The organism is Flagellimonas sp. (assembly GCF_965233845.1).
Taxonomy (GTDB): Bacteria; Bacteroidota; Bacteroidia; order Flavobacteriales; family Flavobacteriaceae; genus Flagellimonas.
The window spans coordinates 492,200-512,807 of sequence record NZ_OZ247584.1 but is presented as its reverse complement, the minus strand read 5'-3'; the positions used below and the strand labels follow the sequence as shown (position 1 = coordinate 512,807).

At 42.8% G+C, this 20,608-nt stretch carries 19 protein-coding genes; 11 read left to right on the top strand and 8 right to left on the bottom strand.

Features of this window, described 5'->3' with window-relative positions; translation table 11 throughout:
- Positions 1–117 precede the first annotated feature (117 nt).
- Positions 118–1,020, top strand: a complete 903-nt coding sequence (locus ACO6S0_RS02290) for a T9SS type A sorting domain-containing protein (RefSeq protein ID WP_422350425.1) — start codon at positions 118–120, stop codon at positions 1,018–1,020.
- A gap of 106 nt (positions 1,021–1,126) precedes the next feature.
- Positions 1,127–1,249, top strand: coding sequence for a hypothetical protein (locus ACO6S0_RS02285; RefSeq protein WP_422350424.1), 123 nt, complete (start codon positions 1,127–1,129; stop codon positions 1,247–1,249).
- Here ACO6S0_RS02285 and rsmG read toward each other — a convergent pair.
- Entirely contained in the window at positions 1,246–1,887 is a 642-nt protein-coding gene (rsmG, locus tag ACO6S0_RS02280; protein WP_422350423.1) for a 16S rRNA (guanine(527)-N(7))-methyltransferase RsmG, read from the bottom strand. The genes ACO6S0_RS02285 and rsmG overlap by 4 nt on opposite strands.
- A gap of 112 nt (positions 1,888–1,999) precedes the next feature.
- On the opposite strand from rsmG, the gene ACO6S0_RS02275 reads away from it, so the two are divergent.
- On the top strand, positions 2,000–3,100 hold the full coding sequence (locus tag ACO6S0_RS02275) for a fatty acid desaturase family protein (protein ID WP_422350422.1): 1,101 nt from the start codon (positions 2,000–2,002) through the stop codon (positions 3,098–3,100).
- 13 nt (positions 3,101–3,113) lie between these two features.
- Positions 3,114–4,301 (top strand): pyridoxal phosphate-dependent aminotransferase, encoded by a 1,188-nt coding sequence (locus ACO6S0_RS02270; protein ID WP_422350421.1) that lies wholly within the window; start codon positions 3,114–3,116, stop codon positions 4,299–4,301.
- 30 nt (positions 4,302–4,331) lie between these two features.
- On the opposite strand, the gene ACO6S0_RS02265 is transcribed toward ACO6S0_RS02270, so the two are convergent.
- The 5 genes from ACO6S0_RS02265 to trkA are packed head-to-tail and all read right to left on the bottom strand — an operon-like array spanning position 4,332 to position 9,676.
- Entirely contained in the window at positions 4,332–5,396 is a 1,065-nt protein-coding gene (locus ACO6S0_RS02265) for a proline racemase family protein (RefSeq protein WP_422350420.1), read from the bottom strand.
- 2 nt (positions 5,397–5,398) lie between these two features.
- Positions 5,399–6,346 carry an ornithine cyclodeaminase family protein gene (locus ACO6S0_RS02260; protein ID WP_422350419.1) on the bottom strand — a complete coding sequence of 316 codons (948 nt, stop codon included), beginning with the start codon at positions 6,344–6,346 and terminating at the stop codon, positions 5,399–5,401.
- A gap of 27 nt (positions 6,347–6,373) precedes the next feature.
- Complete coding sequence (locus tag ACO6S0_RS02255) at positions 6,374–6,805, bottom strand: YybH family protein (protein WP_422350418.1); 432 nt, start codon at positions 6,803–6,805, stop codon at positions 6,374–6,376.
- A 31-nt stretch (positions 6,806–6,836) separates the two neighbouring features.
- The gene (locus ACO6S0_RS02250; RefSeq protein WP_422350417.1) at positions 6,837–8,327 is read right to left on the bottom strand and encodes a TrkH family potassium uptake protein; all 1,491 of its coding nucleotides are present in this window, start codon (positions 8,325–8,327) and stop codon (positions 6,837–6,839) included.
- Positions 8,327–9,676 carry a Trk system potassium transporter TrkA gene (gene trkA / locus ACO6S0_RS02245; protein ID WP_422350416.1) on the bottom strand — a complete coding sequence of 450 codons (1,350 nt, stop codon included), beginning with the start codon at positions 9,674–9,676 and terminating at the stop codon, positions 8,327–8,329. The genes ACO6S0_RS02250 and trkA overlap by 1 nt, the downstream gene beginning before the upstream one ends.
- Before the next feature lie 195 nt (positions 9,677–9,871).
- Between trkA and ubiE the strand changes: the two genes are divergently transcribed.
- Entirely contained in the window at positions 9,872–10,600 is a 729-nt protein-coding gene (gene ubiE / locus ACO6S0_RS02240) for a bifunctional demethylmenaquinone methyltransferase/2-methoxy-6-polyprenyl-1,4-benzoquinol methylase UbiE (protein ID WP_422350415.1), read from the top strand.
- Positions 10,601–10,604: 4 nt separating this feature from the next.
- The gene (locus ACO6S0_RS02235; RefSeq protein ID WP_420398860.1) at positions 10,605–11,300 is read left to right on the top strand and encodes a porin family protein; all 696 of its coding nucleotides are present in this window, start codon (positions 10,605–10,607) and stop codon (positions 11,298–11,300) included.
- A gap of 103 nt (positions 11,301–11,403) precedes the next feature.
- Here the strand turns inward: ACO6S0_RS02235 and ACO6S0_RS02230 are convergent, their stop codons facing one another.
- Positions 11,404–12,126 carry a TrmH family RNA methyltransferase gene (locus ACO6S0_RS02230; RefSeq protein ID WP_422350414.1) on the bottom strand — a complete coding sequence of 241 codons (723 nt, stop codon included), beginning with the start codon at positions 12,124–12,126 and terminating at the stop codon, positions 11,404–11,406.
- 24 nt (positions 12,127–12,150) lie between these two features.
- Between ACO6S0_RS02230 and ACO6S0_RS02225 the strand changes: the two genes are divergently transcribed.
- Genes ACO6S0_RS02225 through accD form a run of 3 tightly spaced genes read left to right on the top strand, consistent with a single transcriptional unit; the run spans position 12,151 to position 16,756 of the window.
- Positions 12,151–14,736, top strand: a complete 2,586-nt coding sequence (locus ACO6S0_RS02225; RefSeq protein ID WP_422351787.1) for a BamA/TamA family outer membrane protein — start codon at positions 12,151–12,153, stop codon at positions 14,734–14,736.
- A gap of 54 nt (positions 14,737–14,790) precedes the next feature.
- Positions 14,791–15,858 (top strand): class II fructose-bisphosphate aldolase, encoded by a 1,068-nt coding sequence (fbaA, locus tag ACO6S0_RS02220; RefSeq protein WP_422350413.1) that lies wholly within the window; start codon positions 14,791–14,793, stop codon positions 15,856–15,858.
- A gap of 37 nt (positions 15,859–15,895) precedes the next feature.
- Positions 15,896–16,756: an acetyl-CoA carboxylase, carboxyltransferase subunit beta gene (accD, locus tag ACO6S0_RS02215; protein WP_422350412.1), complete on the top strand. Its 861-nt coding sequence runs from the start codon at positions 15,896–15,898 to the stop codon at positions 16,754–16,756.
- 45 nt (positions 16,757–16,801) lie between these two features.
- On the opposite strand, the gene ACO6S0_RS02210 is transcribed toward accD, so the two are convergent.
- Positions 16,802–17,689: a hypothetical protein gene (locus tag ACO6S0_RS02210; RefSeq protein ID WP_422350411.1), complete on the bottom strand. Its 888-nt coding sequence runs from the start codon at positions 17,687–17,689 to the stop codon at positions 16,802–16,804.
- 176 nt (positions 17,690–17,865) lie between these two features.
- Between ACO6S0_RS02210 and rpsO the strand changes: the two genes are divergently transcribed.
- Complete coding sequence (rpsO, locus tag ACO6S0_RS02205) at positions 17,866–18,135, top strand: 30S ribosomal protein S15 (RefSeq protein WP_422350410.1); 270 nt, start codon at positions 17,866–17,868, stop codon at positions 18,133–18,135.
- 224 nt (positions 18,136–18,359) lie between these two features.
- Positions 18,360–20,582, top strand: coding sequence for a polyribonucleotide nucleotidyltransferase (locus ACO6S0_RS02200; RefSeq protein ID WP_422350409.1), 2,223 nt, complete (start codon positions 18,360–18,362; stop codon positions 20,580–20,582).
- Positions 20,583–20,608: the final 26 nt, after the last annotated feature.

The window sequence follows — 20,608 nt, the reverse complement described above, 5'->3', positions numbered from 1 at the left end:
AGCTGTTTAACACAAGCCAATACCTAAATTTCTTTTTTAACCGGGGTCCAGGTATAAAACTTCAATTATTTATTATTGAATGATGCCGTTGCAACACCCCATTAAATTAGGGTTGTTATGAACAGAATACTACCTATTGTCCTCCTGCTTGCTTTATTTGTTCAATCGGGATATGGACAATGTCAGAATTGTGGAGATCCTTCCGATTCAATTTCGTATAACGGAGACGGTACCTTTAGTGCAACCGATGCCCAGGCATACTATTGGGAAATTTGTAGCGGTGACGCCAGTATTGAGGGTTCAAACACAAACCAGGACGTAGCGGTAAGCTGTGGATTCGGAGTTTTTAAACTTAAACTGGTTCGTTTTACGAATGGGAGCTGTGTTGAAGCCTGCGTATCCCATATTTGTGAAAATGGCATGATTGGCGAGGGTGGTGGCAGTGAAGGTGAAGGGGGCATGGGTTCATCTGGAGATTGTCCTTCTGTGGATGATATCATATTCTCCAATGAGGCGGGAAATGGGCTTTGCGCCACGGGAATGGCCACAATCGAAAATTTGGAAAACATCAAATCCATAAAATGGACATGGGCCTTGGCAGGACACTCCGGAACAGTAGTGACCACCGGCAATACGGCATCTTTCTACTATCCACCGGGAAACTGGACCAATTACTATATTGCCGTTTGTGCTGAAGTAACTCTTGAAAATGGAACAGATTGCATAAAAAAATGCAATAGTTTTCTGTTGAATTGTGGAGGAAATGGCGGAAATAATGCAAAATCAATCCTATATCCCAATCCTGCCAAAACACAACTTACCATTCAGTCCAATAATGAGAATTCCCAAATAGCACAGGTAAATATCCACAATAGCTACGGTATCCTAATTCAATCCATCGATAATCCAGATATGGAAAATCCCATACATCTATTGGAAAAGGGGAATGGAATCTATTTTGTGACAGTACATTTTGATGATGGTTCTACTGAATCCAAAAAACTGGTAATAAATAACTAGAGAAAGTCAAAAAATCGCCATTAAGACAATTTATATGTAAATTTAACGTTAAGTAATTGTAAATTAAATGTAATCTATTTATCTTTAGGAACTAAACCATCAAATTATGACTGCACGGATGCGTATTTGGAGAAAAATGGTGGCTGATAGGTATGAAAGCATATGGCAATACTTAAAGGCCTATGCCAAAAAATGCAGGCTGTTGTATTATGACACCTTGAGCATTTAATGGGATACCTTATATTTTTGAGGTAAATACACCACCTTTTTGGTTTCAAAAAAATCTTCGGAAAAATAATCCTTCAAATCAAAAACTTGGGCGTTTTGATAGGGCCGTAATTCCTCTGACAGGTCGCCACCTTTCAAGTAGAGAATCCCATTTTTTCTACTATGCATAGAGTCTTTTTTGATTTTCCCCTTGGTCCAGCGGACAAAAGTTGGCATGGCGGCAACTGCCCTGCTTACAATAAAATCAAATTGTTCCTCCAAGTCCTCAACCCTTGTGTGCAAAGCTTTCACATTGTCTAACTGAAGTCCCTCCACCACTTCATGTACCACACGTATTTTTTTGCCAATGGCGTCCACCAAAGTGAATTGGACTTCGGGAAAAAGGATGGCCAACGGTATTCCTGGAAAACCTCCTCCGGTACCCACATCAAGGACCGCCGACCCTGAATTAAAAGTTTGAATTTTGGCTATTCCCAGTGAATGCAGTACATGGCGCAAATACAGCTCGTCAATATCTTTTCTGGACACTACATTTATTTTCTTGTTCCAATCCTGATACAATGCCTCCAAAGCCTGAAAATGCTCCTTCTGTTTTTCGGTGAGTGTCGTAAAATAGTTAAAGATCAAATCTGAGCCCATTTGTTAACTGTTAATTTCGGCAAAATTAATACTTTTGGGCACCTAATTTTCGTTTAGAAATGGAAGTGGCTATTGCAAGACATTAATAGCTATTTTTACAAAAAGATATTTTATGGAAAATACCATACGGTTTTCAAGAAAAGATTCCGCACAATTTTTTAGAACACTGAACAAACGGGTTAACCAGTACTTTAGTGAAAACCAAATCAAGAAAACCGGTAATTGGAAACTGCACTTGAAAACTATAGTGATGTTCGCCGTCTTTTTGACCCCCTATTTTTTAATGCTGACCTTAAACCTGCCTTTTTGGGGTTATGTGTTGTTATCCATAACCATGGGTGTGGGCATGGCTGGAGTTGGGATGAATGTTATGCACGATGGAAATCACGGCTCTTATTCCACCAAAAAATGGGTGAACAAGTTAATGGGGGGCAGTATCTACATCTTGGCTGGTAATGTATACAATTGGCAGGTACAGCACAATGTATTGCACCACACCTATACCAATATCCATGAGCATGATGAGGATATGGAGGCAGGTCGAATCCTTCGTTTTTCCAAACATGCAGCATGGCAGAAACACCATAGATTTCAGCACTACTATTCCATTTTCTTGTACGGACTTTTGACTTTCAACTGGGCCATAACAACGGATTTTCAGCAAATGTATCGTTACATGAAGCGAAAGCTGTCCTACGGAAAATTACCCAATCCGGTTATCAATTGGAGCACCTTGGTCATTACAAAGGCCATATATATTACTATTTGGATTGTTCTTCCATTGATTTTTGTTGAGATTCCTTGGTGGCAAGTACTATTGGGCTTCTTTATCATGCACTATGTGGCCGGAGTGATTCTAAGTGTGGTTTTCCAGTTGGCACATATTGTCCATGATGCGGAAACTCCACTTCCAGAGAAAGATGGTACAATGAAAAATACTTGGGCCATCCATCAGCTTGCTACAACGGTTAATTTTGGGACCAAAAACAGGATTGTAAATTGGTTTACCGGTGGATTGAATCACCAAGTGGAGCACCATATATTTCCCAACATCAGCCATATTCACTACACAAAAATTTCCAAAATTGTGAAACAGACGGCGAGGGAATTTAATTTGCCCTACAACGAATATAAAACTACACGAAAAGCCATAATTTCGCACTTCAAACATCTAAAGGAGTTGGGTAAAAAACCAGCCCTTCAATTTCAGTAAAATAGCAAGGTCCATGAGCAACCAACTTTCTGAAAGAATTAATAGTTTAGTTCCTTCGGCAACCCTTGAAATGGCGGCAAAAGCCCGTGAGCTGAGAGCTTCAGGAAAAGATATTATCGGTTTAAGTCTGGGAGAACCGGATTTCAATACACCAGATTACATTAAGGAGGCAGCTATTCAAGCCATAAACGATGGATACAATTCTTACACTCCAGTCGATGGCTATGTAGAACTTAAGGATGCCATCATCACCAAATTTCAGCGGGACAACGGCATTAGCTATGACCGCTCACAGATTGTGGTTTCCACCGGGGCCAAACAGGCTCTTTATAATGTGGCGCAAGCCTGTTTGGACAAAGGCGACGAAGTTATCCTACCTTGTCCATATTGGGTAAGCTATAGCGATATTGTAAAATTGGCCGATGGAGTTCCGGTAGAGGTTGCTACTTCCATAGAAAACGATTTTAAAATGACCCCAGAGCAATTGGAGGCGGCAATCACGCCAAAGACCAAAATGCTTTGGTATTCCTCTCCTTGCAACCCAAGTGGTTCCATTTATAGCAAGGAAGAATTAAGAGGTTTGGCCGATGTACTTCAAAAACACCCCCAAATAGTTGTGGTCAGTGATGAAATCTACGAACATATCAACTATGGGGTAACCGAACATGCCTCTATGGCCGGCTTTGAAGATATGTATGATCGCACCGTAACGGTAAATGGGGTAGCCAAGGCTTTTGCCATGACCGGGTGGAGAATTGGGTATATTGGAGCCCCAACTTATATTGCCCGGGCTTGCAACAAATTACAAGGTCAAGTAACCAGTGGAGCCAACTGTATTGCCCAGCGTGCGGTAATCACCGCCCTATTGGAACCACCAAGCCGGGTTCAATACATGGTAGACGAGTTCAAAAACAGGCGAAAGCTCATTTTGGAACTCCTGAACAACATTCCAGGCTTTAAATGCAATGAGCCACAAGGTGCTTTTTATGTTTATCCAGATGTTTCAGCTTATTTTGGAAAGACATTGAACGGCAAGAAAATTAACAATGCTTCGGATTTTGCGATGTATTTGTTGGAAGAAGCCAATGTGGCTACTGTTACAGGTGATGCCTTTGGAAATGGAAATTCCATCCGTATTTCCTATGCAGCAAGTGTGGAAGAAATCAAAGAAGCCATTGCCCGAATTAAGGCAGTTGTATAACACACATCCGTAAAAAGAATATTAAGGGGTTTATCTTAAGATAAACCCTTTTTTCATGGGGTCTTTGGGGTCCAAAACAAATGTATGCATCCCAGTTATGTGAGCCGTGCCCTCAACCTGGGGAATAACAGCTTTAAACGGACCATAGTCCACTTCCTTAACGACACTTCCAACAAATGAGGAATCAGTGATGCTTTCTACCACCATGACCTGGCCGGATTTTATCTCATTCCTGACCCAATGAATGGCCATTCTACCAGAAACACCGGAACCAGTGGGACAACGGTCTACTTCTCCCTCGGCGAAAATGCAAACATTTCTACTATCCACCCCTTGAGTTTCGGAGCCATCAATAAAAATAGTGCCGTAGAGAAAACTCAAATCCTCCTGAAAAGGATGCAAGATCTCTTGGTCTTGCTCCATCACGGCATGCTTAATATCCATTCCCTTACTTATCAAATCTTGGTATGAATTTGAATTCAGTGCCAATTCCAGCTTGTTCTTTCTAAGGTCCACATAGGCATAAAAAGCACCGCCATATGCCAAATCGTAGGTCACCTCTCCCAATCCTTTCACCGCTACTTTTCTATCCAATCCCACTACAAAGCTGGGCACACAATGAAATCGAACTCCCTTTACTTCTTTCCCCACTATTTCAACGTAGGAGTAAATTCGTCCACAAGGAGCGTCAATTTTCAACTCAGTCACTCCTTCCTTTTCATCAACCCAGCCCATCTGAACAGCCAGGGTAGAAATGGCTATGATGGCGTGGCCACACATGGTACTATACCCTTCGTTGTGCAGGAATATAATCCCAAAATCGCCTTCATCGTCATTGGGAGGCAGCAGTATACAGCCATACATATCCGCATGCCCCCTGGGTTCAAACATCAAAGCTGTTCTCAGCGCATCATAATGCTCCTTGCAATACCTTCGGTATTCCAGTACATTGTTCCCTTTCAATTCTGGAAAACCTTCCACTACTACGCGAAGGGGTTCACCTCCCGTATGCATATCAATGGTCTTGATCTGCAACCAGTCTTTGGGTGTATCAAATGTGTTTTTCACCAAAATCCTATCGTACGTTTGTCCCATTCTTACAATTTGGAATAATAATAGCTTGCGGCAATCAAATCTTCCAAGGCATGTCCCACCGATTTGAAAAGGGTTATTTCATTTTCCGAAGTCCTTCCAGGGACCAGCCCAGCACACAAGTCAAATAAATCCGCTTTGATTTCTGTTTCCTTCAAAAGTCCATTTTTTAACGGGATGGCGATATCGCCGCTTTCCTTCAGCCCTCCTTCGCGAGTATCCAAAAAAACCGATGCCCTGCGAATGGTCTCATCATCAGATTCCCTCATGTTGGGCTTGTAGGCGCCCACCAAATCAATATGCTGTCCAGGAACAAGATCGCTTCCAAATACCAAAGGTGTTTCGGAAAGAGTGGCACAGGACACCAAATCCACATCTCCAATACAGGATGCAACACCGGGCACACTGCACACTTCAAAAGGCTCTTGGGTGAGCTCCTGACATACCGCCTCCGCTTTTGCCTGCTTCCTACCCCATACATATACCTTTTTTATGGGACGAACCGCTGCATGCGCCCTGATTAGATTGACAGATAGGGCTCCAGTACCAATCATAAGCATGGTCTCCGTATTTTTCCTGGATAGAAAAGACGAAGCCAAAGCAGATGTCGCGGCAGTGCGCTTGGCTGTCATATTCTTTGCCTCCATGACGGCCTTTAACACCCCCGTTTTGGCATCCAAGTACAAATAACACCCCTGAATGGACGGCAGGTCGAATTTGTCATTTCCCGGGTTTACCGTTACCACTTTAACCCCTGCTTCTTTTCCTGGATTCCATGCAGGCATCAATAGCAAAGTGGTATCTTTTTGGGTCTTAGGATTGGGGAAATCGTGGTGATGACGCTTGGGAACCAACATCTTGTTACTTGCAAATCCTTCTTGCAGAGCCTGGGTCAATTCCAAAAAATTGGTGTGCCCTTCAATAAATTCCCAGCTGATCTGTAGTGGTTGCATGTTCAAAAATTAGAACTAAAGAGAACTTCAACAGGACATATCCGCTACAATTTTCCACTCTCCATCAATCTTTCGAAGAATAATCAAAAACACCCCATTGGCATCTCCCGCTTTTCTTTTTAAATGGTACTGCCCCATGACATGATAGGAGTTGGACTCTATTTGGGTCATGTCATCAATAGTGAAATTCAGGGTTCCGGTTTCATCCTTGGTCGGATATCTTTTTTGGTAACCTTCCAGTGTTTTTTGCCAGCCCAAGGTTAAGCCACTGGCTCCATAAAACTTTAAGGAATCGCTCTTCCAATAGGTTTGCATAAACCCTTCTAGATCGTGATTTGACCACGCTTTTTCTTGATCTCTTAACAAGCTAATGATTTCAGCTTTATCGGCTTCTTCTGAGCTATTGCAAGCCATACACAGGAGCAACGTCCCGACAAGGAAAATAACTATTTTATTCATTATGTCCAGTAATTTACTACGGAATGGAAAACTACGTTTTTTTCCAGAAATATGGGGTCATCAGGATAAGGACCGTAAAAAGCTCCAATCTGCCCAAAAGCATAAGAAAGCCACACCACCATTTGCCAGCTGCTGGAAGACTGGCATAGTTACTCACTGGATTTAGGTCACCCAAAGCAGGCCCCACGTTACCCAATGATGAGGCTGCACCACCAATGGCGGAAACAAAGTCCAGCCCCATAAAGCCCAACACCAGGGATCCTATGATAAATAGCAACATGTAAAGCACAAAAAAGGCGATAATATTGTAAACGATATGCTCGGTAACTGTCTTTTCGTTATAACGAACGGGAATTACGGCATTGGTGTGCAAGGTGCGCTTGAACTCCAAAATCCCGTTTTTAATGATCAACAGGTGTCTCATCACCTTGATTCCCCCAGCTGTGGATCCTGCGGATCCTCCCAAGAACATCAAACCAAAAAAGAAAACGGTCAAAAAAGAGGTCCAACTCGTAAAATCGGCCGTTACAAAACCCGTAGTGGTCACAATGGCTACCACCTGAAACAAGGCGTGCCTGAAAGCACTTTCCGCAGCTCCCCAAACCATGGGATGGAAATCGGAAACCGGGACCTCCACCTTGTAATTCACCACCAAAAATGCCGCCAAGGCAAACAACACTATAAAAATGGTGTAGTACTTAAACTCCTCATCTTTCAGAATTCGCTGGATTTTTCCAGTAAACGCGAAATAGCTCAAAACAAAATTGCTCCCTGCCAAGAACATGAACAAAATGGTGATGTATTGAATGATAGGCTGATGGTTCCAGTAGGCCAAACTGGCATTTTTGGTAGAAAATCCGCCTGTGGAAAGCGTTGCCAAGGCGTGGTTCATGGCATCAAAAAGAGACATCCCAGCCAAATTCAACAGTACCGTTTCTGCCACGGTATAACCAAAGTAAATGAGCCATAACCGCTTTGCGGTATCGGTTATACGAGGGTGCAGTTTGTCTCCCGCAGGGCCAGGAGCTTCGGCTGCAAAAAGCTGCATTCCCCCTATTCCCAGCAGCGGTAAAATGGCAATGGCTAGCACAATGATACCCATGCCTCCTATCCAATGCGTGAGACTGCGCCAAAACAAAATACCTTTGGGCAATGCCTCTATATCATTCAAAATGGATGCACCTGTGGTGGTATACCCTGATATGGTTTCAAAAAAGGCATCCGTAATGCTTGGGATGGCTCCGGAAAAAAGGTAGGGAAGCGTCCCGGAAATAGACATGATGATCCAACCAAAGGTCACCACAATATATCCTTCTTTACGCTTGACTTCCTTTCTATGACCCCGGGTATAGAACATGGCCATAACCCCAAACAGCATGGTTACAATGGCCGCTAAACTGATATCCAGGGTAACACCATCCTTATACAGTCCACTGACAAAGGCCGCCACCAACATAAAGGAACCATTGCACAGCAGCAACAATCCCATAATATGAACAATTATTCGCGAATTAAGGCCCATTACAAGAAGAGCTTTTCAATCCTTGGGATGGCCTTGGGCAAGCAACAAACCACAACACGGTCCCCTTCCAAAATCTTGAAATCCCCAAGGGCAATAATTCCCTTTCCATCACGGATTACACCCCCAATACTAGCTTCACGGGGAAAGTTCAATTCCTTAATAATCTCCCCGTTGACCAAGGAAGTTGGTTTGACTTCAAACTCAAGGATCTCAGCGTTAAGGTTATTCAAGCGAGTAAGTGCCAAGACTTCCCCTCTACGGATATATCTAAAGATATTGTTGGCTGCAAGCAGTTTTTTATTGATAAGTGTATCCACACCAATGGACTGGGAAAGTTCAAAGTAATCCATGTTTTCCACCATGGCGATGGTTTTCTTTATTTTCTTTGATTTGGCCACCAAACAGGACATAATGTTGGTTTCGGAATTTCCGGTGACAGCAATAAACGCATCCATGGAATCCAAACTTTCTTCGTCCAAAAGCTCTACATTCCTTCCATCTCCATTAATAACCAGGGCATGCGGAAGGTTATCAGCAATATCAAAAGCCTTTTCCTTATCCTTTTCAATCAACTTTACGTTGAACTTTTTGGTGCAAAGATCTCTAGCTGTTTTGAAACCCACCTTGCTCCCACCCAAGATCATTACATTTTTGATGTCCTTTTTCTGCATTCCGGTAAGTTTGTAGAGCTCCTCTACCCCTTCACTGGTGGTTATAAAGTACACCTGGTCTCCTTCCTTAAAAACGGTATCCCCCCTTGGAATCAAGGTGAACTGGGTGCCCATCCGTTGCAGGGCTATGGGCATAAAGTGCAGTTCTGGAAAAATTTTAGCTGCTTCCTTTACCATCTTGCCCACAAATGGGGCTGCTTTGGGAAGAAAAACGCCGATCATGGTCAAAAGTCCACCTTCAAACTCGTAGGTATCATTAAACGCCGATTGATTCAATAACAATTGAATCTCGCTGGCTGCCAACTCTTCTGGGGAAATGAGTTCATCAATCCCCAGTTCATCGAACTTGATCAATTCCCGATTGTCCATAAACTCCGTGTTGGAAATTCGGGCTATGGTACGCTTGCAACCCAATTGCTTGGCCAGCATACACAGGGTCAAATTGGTAGTTTCCGAAGCTGTGACCCCAATCACCAATTCGGAACTCTGCACCTTGGCATCCCGTAAAACTTCTATGGAGGTGGCATTGCCACGCAACACGCGAATATCCAAATGATTATCCGCATAGGTAAGGCTTTCCTTGTCTGTGTCGATCAAGGTGATATCCTGCGCTTCATAAGACAAGAGTTTTGCCAAATGAAAACCTACTTCACCAGCTCCGGCAATAATAATCTTCATCGATTAAAATAAGATGTTCTTAAATAAATTCAATTCGCGCTGCAAATGGTAAAAAAAGAATAGAGATTTGGTCCAAAAAGACACATACGTAACATGATACGGAAAAGCTTTCCTTTGTTGTACGGCAAAATTACGCAATTATTTTTGTACGCCTCCCATATACCGAAGTTGTATATTTGCCCCCAAATTCAGTGAATGTCAAAAAAAGTCACCCCATACAAGGATTCCGAGCTGGGAAAAAAGGAACAGGTCACCCAGATGTTCGATACCATTTCCAAGGATTACGACGGGCTAAATCGGGTTATTTCCTTTGGTATTGATGTCAAATGGCGCAAACGGGTTGTGGAAATTCTGAAAGGGAAAAAACCAAGGTCGATATTGGATATTGCCACAGGTACCGGGGATTTAGCCATTGCCATGACAGCGACAGGCGCCAAACATATAGTGGGTTTGGACATTTCTCCTGGAATGTTGGAGGTTGGAAGAACCAAAATCACCAACAAAAAGCTTGAAGATACCATTGAAATGGTAGTAGGTGACAGCGAAAACCTATCTTTTAAAGACCAATCCTTTGATGCCGTTACGGTAGCTTTTGGGGTTCGAAATTTCGAGAATCTTGAAAAAGGGCTTCAGGAAATACATCGGGTTTTAAAGCCAGGCGGCAGTTTGGTCATCCTGGAGACCTCCGTACCCACTAAATTCCCTTTTAAACAAGGTTACGGGTTGTACTGCGGCTACATCTTGCCGGTTATAGGCAAAATTTTCTCCAAAGACCGGTCTGCCTATGCCTATTTGAGCGAATCCGCTTCCAAGTTTCCGCATGGTAAGGCTTTCAACAATATTTTGGCCAAAATTGGGTTTATAGGTATAGAGAACAAACCCCAGACATTTGGGGTGGCATCTATATATGTCGCGACAAAATAAATTGATGAAAAACCTCTTATCGTTACTTGGCCTGCTCCTGGTATGCCAAAGTGCCTTGTCCCAATTCAAAAAAGATCCCATTCTAAATCTTCAGACAGAGGATCAGAAGTTGTTGAACTGGGGTTATTATCTAGGTTTCAACCAATACGATTTCCAGTTTGATTACAAAAACAATACAAGTCAAGACATCTTGGTGGACAAGAGTGTTGGCTTTAATGTTGGATTGATTGGTGAGCTGCGAATCAACGAATTTTTGGATGCCCGTTTTGAGCCGGGCCTTTTGTACACGCAACGGATTTTGGGCTTTCGATGGTTTAGCGATGAGAATGATGCTTTTAGGGAAGTCCGTTCCACCTATATCCGTTTTCCTTTGTTGCTCAAGGCCAGTGCCAAACGTTTTGGCAACTGGAAGCCATTTGTCACCGGAGGCGTTTACACGGCCATGAATCTTGGCAGCAAGGAGGATAGTTTGGATGACAACAGTACGGGTGAATTCCGTATGAAAAAGAACGTCTATGGCTACGAATTGGGTTTTGGAATAGATATTTACACAGAGTATTTTAAATTCTCACCTTCTATAAGAGGCGTATTTGCGTTAACGGACGAATTGGTACCTGACAATGACCCCAACAGCCCATGGACAGGCAACATCAATGCCATGCGCACCAGAGGGTTCTTTATCAATTTTACTTTTGAGTAGTTGGATAGTGAAACTATAAATTCCAATTCGCAAATTCCAAAACTCAGAATTCAAGAAACCATAGGGGTTTACCATTTTCAACTTTCCATTTTCAATTCTTAGCTCAAGAAATCCTTCGTATCTCATTAAGAAGAATAGCAGTTGCGGTGGCCACATTCAAACTTTCTGCTGATTTTGTGCCAAACTGGGGAATGGACACTCGTTTTGCAATAGCCTGTTCCACTTCCTTGGAAATTCCGTTCGCCTCATTACCCATGACCAGTATCCCCTTGTCCGGAATGACCTCCTGATAGACCGTTTCCCCATCCATAAAGGCCCCATAAATGGGAAGTCCAGTTGTTTTTAGGAAATTCGGCAATTCCATATAGTCTATTTGTACCCGGGCTATGGATCCCATGGTTGCTTGTAATACTTTTGGATTATAACAATCCACGGTATCCGGGGAACAAACCAAATGCTTGATTCCAAACCAATCGCACAATCGGATGATAGTGCCCAAATTTCCAGGGTCCCGGACTGCGTCCAAAGCCACAATCCAATCTGCTTGTATAGCTTTCTTGGGTTCGGGCATATGAAAAACACCCAAGACACCACTGGGGGTGGTTTGCCCACTCATTTGTTTCAATTCCCGGGTGGTCGCGGTTTCAGCTTCTTCAAAATCCAACCCTTTCAAGGCCGGGTCAACAAATATTTTAAAGGGTACCAATCCCTCCGCCAACAACTCACTTACGGACTTTTTACCTTCCACAACAAACAGCCTATGTTGACTTCGGTACTTTTTTTGCTGTAAGCTTGTAACTAGCTTAATTTGGTTTTTGGTAACCATCTAAATCGTGTATTTTTGGCGTCTATGAGGGGTTCTTTTGGTCTAATGCATTACTGGGCAAAAATAGGGCTATTGTTGCTTATGCTGACCATGCTCGGTTGCAATACCCTAAAAAAGGTGGAGGACAACGAATTACTGCTCACCAAGAACTCCATTTATGCCGATGATGAGAAAATAACGGATGAGGACATTCGAAGCCTAATCGTCCAAAAACCCAATAGCAGTGTTTTGGGATATCCTCTTCGTCTAAATCTTTACAATTTGGCCAAGGACAATCCAGATTCTTCATTTACCGATTGGCTTCATCGAAAAGAAAAAAGAGAAAAACGACTCAACAACCTGCTTTCCCAAAAACAGGTAAACCGTCTTAGGGAGTCTTTTGTGGTCAAGGGTGCCAGTGAATTTCTAAAGAGAATTGGCGAACCTCCCTCCGTAATCGATACTAGCTTAACACAAAAAACGGTGGATCGTTTGCAGGCTTACTATAACAGCAAAGGCTATTTTAACAATACGGGAAGCTTTGATATTGTAGAGAGCAAACGAAAAAAACGGGCGAGAATTGAATACAAAATCAATCTGGAAAAGCCATTTATGGTAGATACCGTGGTCACCAATATTACTTCACCAGAATTGGATTCCATTTACAATAAAACAGCCGAGCAATCCTTTGTTAAGGACGGGGATCAATTTGATTTGCTCAACTTCAACAATGAGCGCGAAAGGTTGACCATCCTCTTCAGGAATTCCGGAGTGTATAATTTTCAGGAAAGTTCCATCAACTACGATATTTTAAGGGATACAACCCTAGCCGCTGATGATCAATTGATGGATGTACAATTGAACATTCAAAAACCGCGAAGCACCAACGATAGCACTGCCCAAAGTCCTTATCGCATCCATCGGTTCAAAAAAATCAACGTATTTGCCGATTATCAGATAGCTGGAAGCCAAGATTCCCTTAGCACTTTGGAGTACGGCAACTACACCATTTATTATAACAACAAACTCAGATACAGTCCTAAAGCGCTTACGGATGCCATTTTCTTTCAAAAAGATAGTATCTACCGTGATTTGGACCGGATTAGGACTTATAGGCAAATTACCAACCTAAACACCTTTAAGTATCCCAATATAGAGTTTATACCAGATTCAACGCAGGCCCAGCTCATTACCAACATTTATCTAGCGCCAAGACCCAAGTTTTCCTTGAACTTGGATTTTGACGTGACCCATTCCAATATTCAGCAAGTGGGTACCGTGTTTGGTGCTACCGTAATCACCAGAAATGTTTTTGGAGGTGCGGAAACCTTGAATATTTCAGCCAGAGGTTCCATTGGATTATTAAAGAACCCTTCACTCTCTGATGAAACTTTTACGTCTGAGCTGGGGGGTGATATCAATATCACTTTTCCACGCATTTGGTTTCCGTTGAACACAGAGCGCATTATTCCCTATTATATGCTACCCCAGAGTCGGTTTTTGGTGGGTACCAATTTTCAACGTAACCTTGGTTTGGACAGGCAAACGTTCAACACGGTATTGTCCTATAATTGGACCCCGTCTTTGAGTTTAAAGAACAATATTGAACTAATGAATGTGGAGTTTGTCCGTAATGTAAATCCTGATAATTTCTATAACGAGTATCGAAATACCTTTAACAATCTTGATAATATTGCCGATCAATTTCAGGATGATCCACAGTTCTCATCCTTTTTTGAAACAGTAGATAACGATGAGGATCCTTTGAGATTGATTATTCCGTCAGGTGCCGATTCCTTGGTCCAAGGAATTTTGAGCAATGAGATTCCTGTGTCCGCTGATGATTTCAACCAGGTCAATAGCATAGACGAACGCCGACAGCGGCTCACCGAAAACAACCTCATTTTTGCCAGTAACTACACCTTCACCAAAAATAGTAGGACGGACATCAATGACAACGACTTTTACCAGCTTCGGGTTAAGCTGGAAAGTGCAGGAAACCTACTGTCCGCTCTGGAAAATGTGGTTCCCTATAACAAAAATGACAATGGACAGCTCTTGGTTTTTGGGGTTCCTTTCTCCCAATATATCAAAACCGAGTTTGATTACATTCGGCACTGGGAACTCTCAGATACCGATGTATTGGCCTTCCGGAGCTTCTTTGGCCTTGCGGTACCTTATGGAAACTCTGAAAGTGTGCCATTTGTCCGAAGTTATTTTGCGGGTGGGTCCAATGACAACCGGGCTTGGAATCCTTATGAATTAGGGCCTGGAAGCACGGACAACATCAACGATTTTAATGAGGCCAACCTAAAAATTGCCATGAACCTGGAATATCGGTTTCCGATTGCGGGTGATGTAAAGGGTGCGTTGTTTGCGGACGCGGGGAACATTTGGAACGTCTTTGACAACGAGGATAATCCAGATGCTGTTTTTAGCGATTTTACCTCCTTGGCAGACATTGCCTTGGGAACCGGATTAGGGTTGCGGTACGATTTCACTTATTTCGTTTTTCGACTGGATGTGGGCTTTAAAACATACAATCCTGCACAGGAATGGTCTCAACGTTGGTTCAGGAATTACAACCTCAGCGATGCCGTATTCAATATCGGAATCAATTATCCTTTCTAGACTAATTATTTTATTACTTTTGTTCCTTGATTTAACCCATAACTAACTAAAATTATGTCCCATAATATCAAGCCGGGAGTAGCTACAGGAGATGAAGTTCAAGCTATTTTCAATCATGCAAAGGAACACGGATATGCCCTGCCTGCCGTAAATGTAATTGGTTCAAATACCATCAACTCAGTCTTGGAAACTGCGGCTGCGCTAAACTCACCCGTAATTGTCCAATTCTCTAACGGAGGAGCCCAGTTCAATGCTGGAAAAGGACTGTCCAATGACAATCAGAGAGCCGCTGTTCTGGGAGCTGTAGCCGGTGCCAAGCACGTTCACCAATTGGCTGAGGCTTACGGAGCGACAGTTATTCTTCATACCGACCACTGTGCCAAGAAATTATTGCCTTGGATTGATGGGATGTTGGAAGCCAGCGAGGAGCACTATGCCGCTACTGGCAAATCGTTGTTCAGCTCACATATGATCGATTTATCCGAAGAACCCATTGAAGAGAACATCGAAATCTGTAAAAAGTACTTGGAGCGCATGAGCAAAATGGACATGACATTGGAAATTGAGCTTGGTGTTACCGGAGGCGAGGAAGATGGTGTGGACAATACTGATGTAGACAGCTCCAAATTATATACTCAACCAGAGGAAGTGGCCTATGCCTACGAGGAATTGTCCAAGGTAAGCCCAAAATTCACCATTGCCGCAGCTTTTGGTAATGTTCATGGCGTATACAAGCCCGGTAACGTTACCTTGACTCCTAAAATCTTGAAAAATTCTCAGGAGTTTGTTGCTGAAAAATTTGGAGTAGAGCACAATCACATTGATTTTGTTTTCCACGGAGGTTCCGGTTCTTCGGTTGAAGAAATTAGGGAATCCATTGGGTATGGTGTAATAAAAATGAACATCGATACCGATTTACAATACGCATTTCTATCCGGGGTACGTGATTATGTTCAGGATAAATCGGGCTATCTTCAAGCTCAAATCGGAAATCCGGATGGGGAAGATCAACCCAATAAGAAATTTTATGATCCAAGGGTTTGGCTTAGAGAAGGAGAAAAAGCATTTGTTGAGCGCTTGAAAAAAGCGTTTGAAGACCTAAATAACGTGAACACGTTGTAATTGACCATAAATAGCCGTTTAATTTAATACAGATTGCATGTCGTCTTGGTTTAAGAGAAAGGAAAAAGGAATTCAAACCGCTACGGAGGAGAAAAAAGACACCCCCAAAGGCCTGTGGTACAAATCACCCACAGGTAAAATTGTGGAGTCAGAGGACTTGGCCAAAAACTTTTACGTAAGTCCGGAGGACGATTATCACGTAAGAATTGGCAGCAAAGAGTATTTTGAAATCCTTTTTGATGACAACAAGTTCAAGGAATTGGATGAAAAGCTGTCTGCCAAAGACCCATTGAAGTTCGTGGATACCAAAAAGTATTCAGACAGGCTAAAGGCTGCCCAACAAAAAACAGGATTGAAGGATGCAGTTCGAACAGCGGTTGGAAAATCCAATGGGAAGGAATTGGTCATAGCTTGTATGGATTTTAGCTTTATTGGCGGATCTATGGGGAGTGTGGTTGGCGAAAAAATTTCCAGGGCCATAGATGTTGCCAAAAAGAAAAAAATCCCATTTGTAATGATTTCGAAATCGGGAGGTGCACGAATGATGGAAGCTGCGCTTTCTTTGATGCAATTGGCCAAAACATCAGCCAAACTGGCCCAATTGGCAGAGGCAAAGATTCCTTATATCTCTTTGTGTACCGATCCAACTACGGGAGGAACAACAGCTTCGTACGCCATGCTTGGGGACATTAATATTGCTGAGCCAGGTGCGCTTATCGGTTTTGCAGGCCCCAGAGTGGTAAAAGATACCGTGGGGAAGGATTTACCGGAAGGTTTCCAAACTTCTGAATTTGTGAAGGAACATGGTTTCTTGGACTTTATTGCACACCGAAAAGAACTGAAAAGGAAAATTAATCTATACATCGACCTGATTATGAATCAGCCGATACGAGCATAAAAAAAGCCCCGATGAATCGGGGCTTTTTTATTTAACCTATTCTTTTTACTTCTTCCAAAAACGTCTTAGGAATATTTCTACCTCCGTACCATCAGGTTGGGTCAAAATTCCTGTTGCATCACAACTACCATCACCAAAATCCAAGCTTGCGGTATTGTCATTTCTAGAAATTTCGAGGACCCCACTTACAATAAATCTACAGGCCGTTTCCCTACGCAGGGGTGTAATCACTTCTTTTACAAACTCATTGCCTTCACGTCCTATATAGGTACGCTTGCCTGTAATCAAGAAAACGTTGTCACCCCAAAAACCAGAGCCATAGCCCTCGATCCATTCGCGGGTGCGAGTACCTTCAAAAGATGCGGTATCCCCTTCGGGCCATGTAGCATTGAAAGAGGCGTTGGCCGTACCCTGTGGGTTTCCGTTTTCGTTGGCACGTACCCTAAGGATATCTGCTGAACCTTCAACAGCAACACCATTAAAGGTAAAATTTTCCAAAGACAGGGCTATGGATTTGGAAGCTGCTTCCATATCCTTTTCATAACTCAAATGAATAATTCCAGAAAGTACATTTCCATTGGGCAATTCGCAGCCATCACCAAAATCAATGGTCTTTTCCCTAGTGGTGTCCGTCACCACCGTAGTGACAATAACACAATCGGGCAAATGATCTGAAACATAATCAAATTTTGAGGTCATAGAGATTTCATCCGTGGCATAAACATCTTCCGCAATGGTCGTCACCTCCTCAGAAATCATTTCTGTTTCATCACTATATTGCAATTCGGTGGAAGAGATTACCTCTGTATCCGTGTCCGTTCCGTCTTCAACGGATTCTGTTTCCTCAGAACATGAGGTAATCAACAATAACACTGTTCCAAAAAATAGTGGGGCAATTCTTTTCAAGTTCATTTGTTTGAGACTCTTTTTCATAATGATTGTATTTAATGGTTTGCCTCTTTGACCTTCCGTAAAGCAAAAGGTTTAATCTTCTGTTAAAATTTTTCGTTCCAAAAAAAGGAGTTATCTTTGCACGCTGATTGCTTGTCCTGAGCATGTCTAAGGAACTGACAATCGCATACATAAAAATCATTTAACTAAATATTGGAATGTATTTAACTAAAGAAGTAAAGGCCGACATTTTTAAGAAGCACGGCGGCTCTGAGAGCAACACCGGTTCTACGGAAGGGCAAATTGCATTGTTCACACACCGTATCAACCACCTAACGCAACACCTAAAAAAGAACCACAAGGATTACAACACCGAGCGTTCTTTGGTAAAATTGGTAGGTAAAAGACGTAGTCTTTTGGATTACCTGAAGAAAAAGGATATTGAAAAATACCGTGTCCTAATTAAGGAATTGGGTATTAGAAAATAAAATAACTGGGAGTCCATCGGGCTCCCATTATTTTTACCCTGAGCTGGCGAAGGGTATTATAAACTAAGTCCCAATCTTTAGATTGGGCAACACAAAAAGCTACCTATAGTTTTTCATTGGTCAGTGCCCTAGGCACACACAACAACAACACAACCCGACCGTCCGGCAGACGGTAGACCAAATGTTTAACGACCCGTATTATTTTGGCGGGTAAGATTAATTTTATGATTCCAAAAACTTTTAGAGAGGTCATAGACCTTGGTGACGGTAGAGAGATTTCTATCGAAACCGGAAAACTGGCAAAACAGGCCCATGGTTCTGTTGTTGTCCAATCAGGCAAATGTATGTTGTTATGTACCGTTGTCTCCAACTACAAGCAAAGTGATGTGGATTTTCTTCCACTTACCGTGGATTATCGCGAAAAATTTGCGGCTGCAGGACGTTACCCCGGTGGCTTTTTCAAGCGTGAGGCCAGACCCAGCGATGGGGAAGTATTGACCATGCGTTTGGTGGACAGGGTTCTAAGACCTTTGTTCCCGAAAGATTATCATGCGGAAACCCAGGTGATGATCCAATTGATGTCTCATGACGAGAATGTTATGCCAGATGCCATGGCAGGGCTTGCGGCTTCAGCGGCTATCCAACTTTCGGATTTTCCCTTCGAATGTGCCATTTCCGAAGTTCGTGTAGGTAGGGTGAACGGTGAATTAATCATTAACCCAACCCGCGAACAACTTAAAGAATCAGACATTGATATGGTTATCGGTGCTTCTGCTGATTCTGTAATGATGGTGGAAGGGGAAATGGATGAGATTTCCGAAGAAGAAATGGTGGAAGCCATCAAATTTGCCCACGAGGCCATCAAGGTACAATGTGAGGCACAATTAAAATTGGCTGAAGCTTTCGGAAAGAAAGAAACCAGAGAGTATGAGCCTGAGGTTGAGGATGAAGATCTTCAGAAGAAGGTTCACGACCTTACTTATGACAAGGTATACGCCATTGCAAAAGCAGGTTCTGCCAAGCACGAGCGAAGTGAAGCTTTTCAGGCTATTAAAGAAGAGGTAGAAGCTACTTTTTCCGAAGAAGAATTGGAAGAAATTGGTGGCTTGGTGTCCAAATATTTCTACAAGGCAGAAAAAGAAGCCGTGCGTAACCTTACTTTGGATGAAGGATTGCGTTTGGATGGCCGTAAAACCGATGAAATTCGTCCAATTTGGTGCGAAATCGACTATTTGCCGTCCGTTCATGGTTCTTCCATCTTTACCAGAGGGGAAACACAAGCCTTGGCCACTGTTACCTTGGGTACTTCAAGAGAGGCCAATGTTATTGATATGCCATCCCACGAAGGCGAAGAAACATTCTATCTACACTACAACTTCCCTCCTTTTTCAACCGGAGAAGCCAGACCTATCCGTGGTACTTCCCGAAGAGAGGTAGGGCACGGAAACTTGGCCCAACGTGCATTAAAGGGTATGATTCCTGAAGATTGTCCGTACACTGTACGTGTGGTATCCGAAGTATTGGAATCCAATGGCTCTTCTTCCATGGCAACGGTTTGCTCTGGAACTATGGCTTTGATGGATGCTGGGGTTCAACTCAAAAAGCCAGTTTCCGGAATCGCCATGGGATTGATCACCGATACCGAAACCGGAAAATATGCCGTTCTTTCCGATATTTTGGGAGACGAAGATCATTTAGGGGACATGGACTTTAAAGTGACCGGTACTTCTGATGGTATCACGGCTTGCCAAATGGATATTAAAGTAAAAGGCTTGTCCTACGAGATTTTGGTAAAAGCTTTGATGCAAGCCAAAGATGGCAGACTGCACATTCTTGAAAAACTAACGGATACTATTGCAGAGCCTAAACCAGAGGTGAAGTCCTACGCACCAAAAATCGTTACCAAAATCATTCCTGGAGAATATATTGGTGCGGTTATCGGTTCTGGTGGAAAAGTAATCCAAGAGTTGCAGAAAGAAACCAACACTACCATTGTTATCAACGAAGATCCAGATACCGAAGAAGGTATTGTTGAGATCTTGGGTACCGATCAAGCTGGTATCGATGCGGTAATCGCCAAAATCGATGCGGTAATGTTCAAACCTGAGGTTGGTAGCGTTTACGAAGTAAAAGTGATCAAAATGCTTGACTTTGGAGCCGTGGTTGAATACATGGAAGCTCCGGGCAACGAAGTATTGCTTCACGTTTCAGAATTGGCTTGGGAACGCACCGAAAATGTTTCCGATGTGGTGAACATGGGAGATGTATTTGATGTGAAATACTTCGGTTTAGATCCTAGAACTAGAAAAGAAAAGGTTTCCAGAAAAGCCCTTTTGCCAAAACCTGAAGGCTATAAAGAGCGTCCACCTAGAAATGATCGTGGTGGAGATCGCAGAAACAATGACCGCAGGGGAGGCAATCGTGATAGAAAGCCTAGAAGAGACTAATTTTAGTCAAATAGCAGAGTTTAAAG